An 11,050-nucleotide genomic window follows, 5' to 3' on the forward strand; every position below is an offset into this window, starting at 1 on the left:
GATAGAAAGCGGTTTCAACAATAGGTAGAAAACTGACCTGGGATGGGGTCTACCCGTAACCTATAGCGGACCCGGACCGCTCATTTCTCCCCCTGTTTGGAAGACATTGTTCTACCCTCATGGGCCATGGCACGGAATTCGCTGGGCAGCATCCCGATATATTCCCGGAACGAACGGCTGAAATATTTCTCATCCTCGTAGCCTACATGCTCCGCAATCCACAGAATGGTCTTATTGGTGTACTGCAGGTAGTGCTGGGCTTGTGTCAGGCGTACCAGGCGCAGATACAAATTGAAATTCGTTCCGACAATCTCTTTGAAGCACTGGCTGAAATAACTGCGGCTCATATTCACTCTGCGTGCTAAATCTGTAGCCGTAATCTGCTGATCCAGTTCCTTATGGAGCATTACAATTGCCTTCATCACAGATTGTAGAACCTCCGGTGAGAAGCCGCTGCTCCCAAGGGTATTCCGGATTTGTCCACGGATCTGCCTAAACCACTCTTCTACTTCCAGCCAGGAGTCCAGTGGATCTTGAAGCTGCACAGCAATGGGACTGATCTTAAGAAACAGCTGATTCCACCGGTCCGCCAGCACATACAGCACCCCCATCAGCTTGCCTTGCGGCAGCCGGAGTTCCTTCAGCTCCTGGAGAAGCTTGTTCATCAGCGTATCCTGGTAAATCCAGTCGAGTGAAAGCCAGTCTGAGGTAAGGTCGCGGGCAGGAGGTTCGGGGGAATGCTGCTGGCTGTTACCCGCTTCCTCCAGCGTCTTCTCCAACATTTGGCGGCTGGGATCATAGTCGTAGAAAAGCTCCCCCTCCCTATATCTGCGAATCCGCTCATACGCTTCCTGAGGTGTCAGATGGATCATACCCTTCACCCGGATCAGCATCCAGTCCGTACGGGCCTCGATAAATTGCAGTAGCTTGTCCGGCCAAAGAGTAGAGTCCGAATAACGAACAGAATGGAAAAAGAACAAATTAATGCCCAGCTCTGTGAGAACAACTTCCTTCTCCGGCCATTCATTCCGAATCTCTTTTCCTGCGGATACCCGGTTTGTGGATACCAGCACATACCCGTGGTCCAGCTCAAAATTCTCATCCCGCCGCATGCCCGCCAGTTTCCCGGGGCTGTTCTCCTCCTGCTCCAGAATCCGCTTATGAATCCGTCCCAGCACCTCTTCAAACCGTTCCTTCTCCAGCTGCACCTTGGCAATATAATCAATAGCCCCAAGCCTCATGGCCTCCTGGATATATTCAAAATCCTGATGCAGCGTAAGCACCACGATATGCATATGGGGATACTGCCTCCGGACAATCCGCATCAGCTCATTTCCCGACATGACCGGCATGGACAAATCCGTAAGCAGGAGATCCACTTCATGCCGGGCGAGAAATTCCAGCGCTTTTTCCCCGTTGCTTGCTTCTCCAATGACTTCCATGTCAAAATCCTGCCAGGGCATGGCAGAGATCAGCCCTTTCCGGACCAGCTTATCGTCATCCACCACCACTACTTTAATCATGCTGATTTCCACCTCCAAAGGGTAAGCTGAGTCGAATCGTGGTGCCTTCGCCCTTGACACTCGTCACACTAAGCATGGCCTGCCCGCTATAATAGTTCTCAATCATCCGGTTCACATAATTCATCCCAATTCCCATTCCCACCTTGCCGCCGGCAGACTCAGGCGAATGCAGCAAACTGTGAATTTTCTCCGCTGACATCCCAGCACCATTATCCCTGATGTAAATATCAATCTTGTCGGTCAATCGAACGTCCACTTCGATGTAACCTTCATCATCCAGCCCGTGATACAGTGAATTCTCCACAAGCGGCTGTAAAATAAAACGCGGCACAGGAACCCGCAGTACCTCAGCATCCACATGAATATGAACGTCGAACATAAAATCATATCGGATCTGCTGAAGCAGCAAATACTGCTGCACCGCTTCAATCTCTTCCTGAATGGTCGAAGTCTGACCCAGCTTGCCCAGATTATAATGCAGCAGCTTGTTCAGGGACAACACCAGCCGGTCGATTTCATCCTGCCCATTCATGACGGCAAGCCAATGCACCGTATCAAGCGTATTCATCAGAAAATGCGGATTGATCTGATACAGCAGCTTTTCGACTTCCAGATCAGCCCGGCGTTTCTCCTTCAGCTCAACCTCCGCGAACAGCTCCCAGATCTGTGTCTTCATTTGCTTAAACTGAGCGACAAGGAAATCAAATTCCGGGATGTTCGTCTCTATAGCTGTGGTCTGCACTTTATTCTGAGCCATCCGTTTGATTTCTTTGCTGAACCCGTTCAAGGGGCGGTACACCATCTTCCACAGCAGCCAGGCCAGGAACAGGCTCATGCCCAGAAACAGCAGGGAGAACAGGCCGATCTGGACGAACCAGCGGTTCATTTCCTTGTTGTAGTCCGATTTCGCGGTCAGGGAAATAATGCTCCAGCCTTGATTGCTTACCTCACGGAACCAGTAATATCCATTCTGGGTGCCCGACATCTGTTTTTTGTCAAAATGGGGGAACAAGGTATCCACCTGAAAATCGGCTGCGTCACTATAGGCCACCCTCCCGTGGTTATCCAAAAATACATGTGAGGTGGTGCCGCCGATCTGATCATTATGAAGAATATTCTGGGTCAGCTTAAATCCCGTCTCAATATAAATGTAGACTTCCTCCTGATGGGGCAAATCCACCTTCCGCATAGCTGACAGCACAAATCCGTTATCAAAACGGTTATTGCTGACATGAGGTCCGTAATAGGAAATTTTGCTGTATTCGGCCAGAAGAGGCAGGGCTTGCGGAGAGAATGGGTCCTTGACACCAAAATTAGCCAGATCATAGCTATGATCGTCCTTGAAATAGTAGAGGGTGAGTCCAATGCTGGGGTTCGTAAACGTAATAAGGCCCAGTTCTTCCTTCAAATCACTGAGCAGCTTGGAGCGGTCAAAAGGCTTCTTGGCAGACAGCAGCTCATCCAGTCGGTTGCCGACAATCCCGCCGAAGGCAAGCTGCTGCGAGACATGATTGAGGTTATTGATCGAGCTCTCCAAAGAAAGCTCCACCTGCCTGAGATTGTTCTGAATGCCGGTCTGAATTTTATTCGTCAATATGGAGTAAATGGTAAAATAAGAAATAAGAATGATCGTAATGAACGGAATCAGAGTGCTGACCAAAAAAATGAATATGATCCTCCTTTTTAATGTCAGATAGTCATATAGATGCTGGCGCAATCGACTTTTTGTTGCCGTCATGATGTCACTCCCTTGTATACATCTTGTTATTCCTAGCCATTTTCTCTTAAGACACAAAGAATTCCTCCTTTTGCAGACAGAAAGTGCTGTGATTTAAAACGCTTGACTCTATCACAGTGTGAGGATTTATGATGACAGCAAGTTAAGATTTTTGCGCAAAAACTTAATGAAGGAGTGCACGTTACCATGTTCAAAATCGGAGATTTCTCCAAGCTGTCCGCGGTCAGTGTGCGAATGCTGCGTCATTATGACAAGCTGAAATTGCTGATACCAGAACATGTGGATGACCTTTCCGGTTATCGTTATTATTCTGCGGCCCAGCTCAGAACGATCAACAAGATTCAGAAGCTTAAGGAGATGGGCTTCTCACTCGGGATCATCAAGGAGATGCTGGAATCTGCTGCGGATGCCGAACGGCTCAGGGCTTACTTCACCCTGCGGGAAATCGAGGTCACCGAAGAGCTACACTTGCTTCAGAAGCAAAGCAGGCTGCTGGAAAGCTCGCTAGAACTATTAAGAGAGGATGTTATTTCTATGAATTATCATGTATCTGTCAAGGAAATCCCGGCACATCAGGTTGCCAGTGTACGTAAAGTTATTCCTGCCTATACCGAGGAGGGGAAGCTCTGGGGCTTGCTAGGGGCGGAAATTGCAGCACAGCAGATCAAAGTCGCAGATCCTGCCTACGTCACGGCAATATTTCATGATCCGGAGTATAAAGAAACCGCAGTGGATATTGAAGTGCAAACAGCGGTGACAGGGAATTACAGCAATACGGACGATGTCCTATTCAAAGGTTTCGATAAAGTGACGGTCGCCTCTGTAATGGTTAACGGGAACTACGATCAGATGCAGTCAGTTAAGGAAGCAGCAGCGCAGTGGGTGGAAGACAATCGTTATGAGTTAAGCGGACCGATGTTTATCATCTATCATGTCTCACCGGCTAAAGACCCGAACCCGGAGAATTGGGTGACAGAAGCCTGTTATCCGATTACCCGCAGAGCTTAAACCGGAAGGTTAACCCTTAGAACACAAATCAAGCCCGGCTTAGGCCGGGCTTGTCTGCGGATTACACCCTATTCACTTAAACGTTAAATCAGCTTCGCCAGTTGCACAACTCTCGCCCTTATAGCGTGTTTAGGACATGCATTGTTGACCGTGCGATTTGGCGTGGGTCCCTCTGCGGACATGATGCGATCCCTTCACGATCTATCCTCGGCTGATGCGGACAGGAAATCCGTTAATGGGGAGGATTTGTCTATTCAGCAGGATAAACGGACAGAGATTCCGCTAATTGTCCTATCTCCCCTCATTCCAGGCTCAATCGAACGATATAACGGCTCCTGAGTCCGAATCCCCCAGAAAAGCAGGCTTTTTCGCAAAATAGGGTCTTCTCTGTCCGCTTCACTCCGTTGATGGAGCCCGACCCTCCTGCACCGCCTATTTCATTTGAAGCTTCCAAGATATCCACTGGGCATTGCATCATTTCCTAAACAACAAATAAAGCGGCATCTCTGCCGCTTTATGATATATAAGCTTTATTCCTTCAGACCTTCATACACAGCTTCACACAGGTCAACCGTAAACTGGCCCGACATTCCTTCAAGTGCAGTATTGGTAAAGGCCACAACGCTTAATTTTTGAAGTGGATCAACGAACCACGAATGGCCATAAGTCCCGCCCATCCGCCAGGTTCCCGGGGACTCGCTGGTTCCGGCAGCTGCCGGATCTTTAAGTACGGTGAAGCCGAGGCCAAATCCCCGTCCCGGCCAATAAGCCATCGGAAGACTGCCAATCTGATTGGCGGCCATTTCGCGTACCATACTCTCCGGCAAAAGTGGTGTTCCACCCTTCCGCAAGATTTCTAGCAGCCGCATAAAGTCTCCCGCACTGCCTACCATGCCTGCCCCTCCAGAGGTATATTCCTTGTCGTCAAGGGCACGGATGGGAGCCAGCCTGAAGCCTGCGGTACCTTCCAAAAATGGAATATAATCAATATCCAGCAGCCGGCGGGGTTCAGGCTCATCATTTGCATAGGCAACCGCAAGACGCGAAGCGTCCACCGCCTTAAACCCGGTATCGTTCATGCCGAGCGGCTCGGTGACCAATGTACGCACCGCTTCGTTCAGCGGAACAGCCGCAGCTTTCTCAATGACTGCACCGAGCACATCCGTTGCAATGGAATATTTCCACTCTGTTCCAGGTGTGTATAAAAGCGGTGCAGAGGCCAATCGGCGCAGATTCTCTTCCAAGCTGATGCCGCTCATATCCATTCCGTCTGAAACTCCGGCCCGCTCATAGGAGTCATTCTCCTTCTGAAAAAAGCGATAGGTCAGTCCTGCCGTATGCGTCAACAATTGGCGGACGGTTATCTCCGCAGGAGCGCCATTGGATAGACGGGGGCTGAACTCAGGCAGCCAGCGGTCCACCCGGTCATCCAGCCCAAGGCGGCCTTGGGCTACCAGCACCAGTGCAGCGGTAGACACGATAGGTTTGGACACGGAGGCCAGCCGGAATATAGCATTCTCCTGCATAAGTTTTTGCTGTTCGCGGTCAGCATAACCGGCGGCACGGCTATACACCTGCTCTCCATTAAGGGACACCTGGACCACCGTTCCAACAATCCTTTTTTCAGAAAGTGTACGTTCTATAACTTGATCTATATGGGTTTTCAGCATTACTATCATCCTCTCCAGACTATATAAGTATTGTTAATTTACCGAGATAAGTGTATGATTTGAATCAATATATTGATTTCACATGGCATATTATATCTATAATGGCCCAAATGCTTATAAATGTACTTCATTTTACCCTAAGCACCTTACAATCAAAGGAGGATATATAATTGGATCATGTTGATAAGCAAATCCTGTTCCACCTTCAAAGCCAGGCAAGGCTCTCCATGACCGAACTGGGCAAAAGCGTAGGCCTCTCGCAGCCTGCCGTAACGGAAAGAGTCCGGCGGATGGAGGAGAACGGTGTGATTGAGGAATACCGTGCCATTATTGCTCCCGAAAAAGTCGGCAAGCAAGCGACAGCCTACATTCTGTTCTCCACGAGAGAATGCACAGCTTTTCTCGATTTCGTTCGTTCATCGCCACATGTTGCCGAATGCCACCGCATTAGCGGAGAGCATAATTATTTATTGAAAGTGATGACGGACTCTACACACTCGCTGGAAGAGTTCGGCAATCAGTGTGACAAATATGGAAACTATACGATTCTGATTGTCATGTCCTCCCCGATCGATCATAAATATCTCATTCCTTCCCTGGAGGAAGCACTCAGGTTTGGAGAAGTGGGATAAGCTGCGAGGCAGCTCATTGCCTGCGGGAAACAAATCCATGCTCCCGCGACCGCCATACTACGAGCAGCGCAAGGATTAGCAGCAGGAACACCGTCCAGGGAAATGAACGAACACCCAGCGTTTCGAGTAAAATAGCGCCTAGGAAGCCGCCACCGCCGATCGCCAGATTCCATGCCGTCACCAGCATCGATTGGGCCACATCAGCACTTTCACCGGCGGCTTGGGCCACTGCCGTCTGCAGCAAGGTAGCGGCTCCCCCGAACGTCAACCCCCATACCATAACCGCCAGATAGATGATCACCGGTTGACTCCCGGCTATTCCCAGGAAGACGGACGCCAAGGCGAACCCAAAGAGGCTGATTAACACCAGGGGACGCTGCATGCGGTCAATCCATACTCCGATGATCCATATCCCCACAACTGATGAGAGCCCAAAGATAAGCAGTACCAGATCGATCCGCCTTGCAAGCCCGGCTGTGACCAGAAATGGGGCAAGATAAGTATAGAGAACGTTATGGGCCAGCACCCAGGCCAGGACGACCAATAATACGGGCCTTACCCCCGGGATGCCCATCACTTGCTTAAGGGAGAGGCGTTTACCCTCTGGCTGACCGGGATAGTCCGGCATTTTCCAAAGAATCCAGACCAGCAGCAGCACGGCAAGCAGCGACATGATTGCAAAAACAGCACGCCAGCCCACAAGGACACCCAGAAATGTTCCGGCAGGGACACCAAATGCAAGAGCAAGCGGAGTGCCCACCATCGCGACCGCCATCGCCTGCCCTTTGCGATCATCCGGCACCATGCGCCGGGCATAGCCTGCAGTCATTCCCCACAGCACACCGGCAGAAACGCCTGCCAGGAACCGGACAATCAGTGTCAGCGTGTAGCTGGAAGACAGCGCAGTTGCGGTGTTGAACACAAGAAATCCGCTTATACATAACACCAGCAGCGGCCGTCTCCGCCACCCCCTGGTCGCTGTGGTCAAAGGAATCGCAGCGAGCAAGGAGCCCAGGGCATAAAGCGTGACAAGCTGCCCGGCAAAAGCCTCCGAGATTCCAAGCTCTCCGCTGATCTGGGGCAATAAGCCCGCGGGAATCGTCTCGGTGAGAATACAGATAAAACCTGCAACTGCCAGGGCTAAGAGTCCTGCCCATGGGAGACGGTTAGTAGCTGGAATGCGATCAGCCGCACTAGGTGTGGCAGAATCCAGATGCTTGTTCAAAGTAGCGCAGCCCCCTTTCATTTTCTTAAATCCCTTAAAGTGATCTACTAAGCGGGCGCCCGCTTGGTGAATATAAGTGTACAAAATAGAGCCCTCTTTTTACATAGAATATTCAAGGTAAATTCCATTCTTTTCAAACTGTATTACATTTAAAAATAACCGTTCACCTTTAATTTAAAAGTCAAACCATAAGAAGCCCTAAAATGCACCCGTTATCCCGCAGCTCCGGTTCATAAATAGGAGCTGCAGGACAGCGATGTGAAGATTAAGGCTTCTGCTTATCATGTAATAAATAATGTTATTTCTGCAACGCACCGCTTGCCGCCGCTTCGCCGCCAAGACGGCCGGAGGTGAAGGAGTAGCCGATGCCTACGCCATTTCCGACATAGGTATCATTGAACAATACGCCTTCGGATTCGAGTCCCACCGCATACAGACCCTGAATGGGCACGCGTTTCTCGTTCAGCACCTGGAACTTGGTATTCACAAGCAACCCGCCGACCGAACCCAAATTGTTAATCTCGGCGATAATGGCATAATAAGGACCGCTTTCACCCATAGGGACTAAATAATCCTTGGCTTTGCCGAACTCGGTATCGATGCCTGTTCTAGTTGCTTCCTGATATTTCCCGAAAGCATCGGCGAACACGGCGGCATCCATGCCGGCATTGTTCGCCAGCTCTTCAAGGGTGCTGCCTTTATAGCCATCCCCGTTCTTTACCATAGAATCAAGTACTTTGTCCGCGTTCTTCCAAGGGTTGTCCAGCTTGAACTGTTCAGCGAACGAAGCATAGAATTCCGGCGGCATTCCCGGCAGACCCGGAGCTTGTATCCCACTCATCCCTTTGGCCTTCAAAGCATCGATTTGCGATTGCGAAACGATCACCAAATGATAGGCTCCGTTGAACGCGCTGGTATTCGCGGCCGCTACGGCGGTAAGTGTAGCTGCCTCGTCTCTGAATCTGGCTCCGGAAGAACCGACATTCATCAAGGTGGGCAGATAGGTGAGCATAAGCGGGTAGCTGGCTTCAAAAGGCTGATACTCCGCTTTCAACTTGTCCGTTGCTCTTGCCAGGGTTTGGTGCAGCATTTGTCCGCCGAAATTATCGGGGACCTTAGCCCCGGCATCCCAGGACATCTTCAGACCTTCGCCAATATTCTGGCCAAGTCCGCCGTTGACTCCCTCAAAACCAAAAGCTTCTTTGACCATTTCCTTATTGGCGGCATAACCGCCAGTGGCCATGATAATACTTTTGCCGGAGATCTCCAGAGTAGTGCCGTCAGCTTTTTCGGCAACCACACCGGTAACCGCTCCGCTTGAGTCTGTCATCAGCTTTTTAGCGGTAGTTTCTGTAATGACCTGTCCCCCGCCTTTCTCCACCGATTCAGCCAGCATCGCCTTTAGTGCCGTTTGGCGGGTGTCATAGGCCGGAAGCATGTGCAGTTGTTCTCCGGCGAAGTTAATGAAGGTGGTTTTGTAGCCTTTTTGATTCAGCCAATCATAAGTAGCTCCCGACTTTGTCACGTACTGGCGGATCGCCGCTGCGTCCACTCTCCAGTGATTATTCACAATCCAGTCGGAAATCTCTTTCTCCACATTGACTTTGAGTCCACTGCTGACGGCGGCGGATGAATTATAGAACTTGCCCGCCCAGGACAAATTGCTCGCCCCGCCAATTGTGGCCGTTTTCTCGATAATAATAACCTTCGCCCCTTTGTCCGCTGCCGAAACGGCCGACGAGACACCGGATGCCCCCGCACCCACGACTATAACATCGGCGGACAGCTGCTCTGTTTTACCTTCACCGGCTTTGGCAACCTCCCTTGATTTGAAACCCGCGACATCGCCACCCGATTGCTTGACAGCATCCTCAACGGCGCTCAGGATAGCTGCGCTCGATTCCGAGGCACCGCTGACGGCATCAATGGCCAGGGTCTGTCCGGCAATGATTTGCTCTTTGATAGTTTGAATAGCCGCATCACCGATGCCTGCGGTTTCCGTCTGGCTGACAACCTGGATATCGGTGATTTTTTGCTTTTCATCCAGTGTGACTTCTACCTGGATTGTGCCGTCTTTGCCTTCGGCTTCCGCCTGATAGGTTCCCGCTTTAAAAGAAGCCGGTACCCCGCTCGAATCCGTTGCCGCTTGCTGCGTAGCTTCCGGCGGCGCAGATGGCTGCTCTGATGCGGCCGGTCCGGCCGAATCCTTGCCGCTGCATCCGCTGAGGAGTGAGAGAACCATGATCAGACACACCGCTAATATGGATATTTTATTCTGTGTTTGCTTGCGCATTGCTTTTCCCCCTGTTGTTTAGTCGATACGAACAGAGTGTAAACCTTGGTGCCGCACCAAGGTCAATGAATTATATGTGAATTATTTCTCAAGGCCCTCAGGAGAGCCCGCCTTTATCTTGGTTCAGCCGGGATGTTAATCTCCAGAAACGTTTGGTTCTCCCCATTCATCCTCTCCGTGAAAAGTATCTTGCCGTGGATATCGCCGACGATGGCGTAATCCTGTTGCTCCGCGTAATCCAGCATAAATTGAAAAGACTCTCTTTCGATATCCTCTTCATAGCTGCTGGCAATGACCGAGGATATACAGGTCGATGGCTGAAGGTATTCCATGCAGTCGTTAATGCAAACCCCAAGCTTTTGCTGATCCTCTTCAAGCAAGGCCAGTCCCCAGCTGTAATCAAGCCCTGCACATCCAAAGATATCCCTCGTATTCTCTATTCGGAACGAGTAGAACGTAAACGGCAGCAGCTCCATCCAGACCCCGGCCGTTTTTTTCAAACTATCCTTTTGCAGTAAATGATTTTTGTGTGTCTGCTGGATCCGGTACACCCCCGGCATCTGCCTGATTCGGCATTGGTAATACGATTCGCCGATCTCGGCCAGCTCTGTATGGATTTCATTCATCTTATTCAACAGTAAGGTGCTGCGTTTAATTTCCGCTTCCAGCTGCATCCGTGCGGCGGCGATGGACTCCACTACCCGTTCGGCCGGCGCGCCGTTGATCAGACCCGCAACGTCCTGAAGCGGAATTTGCATACTCCGGTACCATCTGCTCGACAGCAAATTTCTGGCGTCCAAATCATTAAAATAACGGTACTTATTATGATCGTCCTTCCTCGGCCGCACAATATCATGTTTTTCATATAACCGCAATGTATCTGCCGTCACACCCACAAGCGCTGCAAATTCGCCGATCGTATATTTCATGGAAAAGCCCCCCAGCTTCATCATCTATCCTT

Annotated in this window: 8 protein-coding genes; 2 read left to right on the top strand and 6 right to left on the bottom strand. The window is 50.5% G+C overall.

The features are described 5' to 3' along the window. Positions 1–80: 80 nt before the first annotated feature. Together IEY53_RS12465 and IEY53_RS12470 are read right to left on the bottom strand one after the other, a co-directional pair. On the bottom strand, positions 81–1,523 hold the full coding sequence (locus IEY53_RS12465) for a response regulator transcription factor (protein ID WP_189025334.1): 1,443 nt from the start codon (positions 1,521–1,523) through the stop codon (positions 81–83). Next, complete coding sequence (locus IEY53_RS12470; protein WP_229696119.1) at positions 1,516–3,261, bottom strand: sensor histidine kinase; 1,746 nt, start codon at positions 3,259–3,261, stop codon at positions 1,516–1,518. Before IEY53_RS12470 ends, IEY53_RS12465 begins: the two co-directional genes overlap by 8 nt. 186 nt (positions 3,262–3,447) lie before the next feature. Between IEY53_RS12470 and IEY53_RS12475 the strand changes: the two genes are divergently transcribed. Then, a complete protein-coding gene (locus IEY53_RS12475; protein WP_189025336.1) occupies positions 3,448–4,269 on the top strand; it encodes a MerR family transcriptional regulator in 822 nt (273 codons plus the stop codon). Between the two features lie 530 nt (positions 4,270–4,799). Here the strand turns inward: IEY53_RS12475 and IEY53_RS12480 are convergent. After that, a complete protein-coding gene (locus IEY53_RS12480) occupies positions 4,800–5,939 on the bottom strand; it encodes a serine hydrolase domain-containing protein (RefSeq protein ID WP_229696120.1) in 1,140 nt (379 codons plus the stop codon). Positions 5,940–6,109: 170 nt separating this feature from the next. Between IEY53_RS12480 and IEY53_RS12485 the strand changes: the two genes are divergently transcribed. Continuing rightward, entirely contained in the window at positions 6,110–6,571 is a 462-nt protein-coding gene (locus tag IEY53_RS12485) for an Lrp/AsnC family transcriptional regulator (RefSeq protein WP_189025340.1), read from the top strand. Between the two features lie 13 nt (positions 6,572–6,584). On the opposite strand, the gene IEY53_RS12490 is transcribed toward IEY53_RS12485, so the two are convergent. The 3 genes from IEY53_RS12490 to IEY53_RS12500 all read right to left on the bottom strand — a co-directional run bounded on the left by IEY53_RS12490 (position 6,585) and on the right by IEY53_RS12500 (position 11,018). Then, positions 6,585–7,796, bottom strand: a complete 1,212-nt coding sequence (locus IEY53_RS12490) for an MFS transporter (RefSeq protein WP_229696121.1) — start codon at positions 7,794–7,796, stop codon at positions 6,585–6,587. Positions 7,797–8,094: 298 nt separating this feature from the next. Beyond that, complete coding sequence (locus IEY53_RS12495; protein WP_189025342.1) at positions 8,095–10,089, bottom strand: FAD-binding protein; 1,995 nt, start codon at positions 10,087–10,089, stop codon at positions 8,095–8,097. A gap of 113 nt (positions 10,090–10,202) precedes the next feature. Beyond that, on the bottom strand, positions 10,203–11,018 hold the full coding sequence (locus IEY53_RS12500; RefSeq protein ID WP_189025343.1) for a MerR family transcriptional regulator: 816 nt from the start codon (positions 11,016–11,018) through the stop codon (positions 10,203–10,205). Positions 11,019–11,050 lie beyond the last annotated feature (32 nt).

The sequence above is a fragment of the Paenibacillus albidus genome, from assembly GCF_014644435.1.
GTDB classification, from domain to species: domain Bacteria; phylum Bacillota; class Bacilli; order Paenibacillales; family Paenibacillaceae; genus Paenibacillus_AQ; species Paenibacillus_AQ albidus.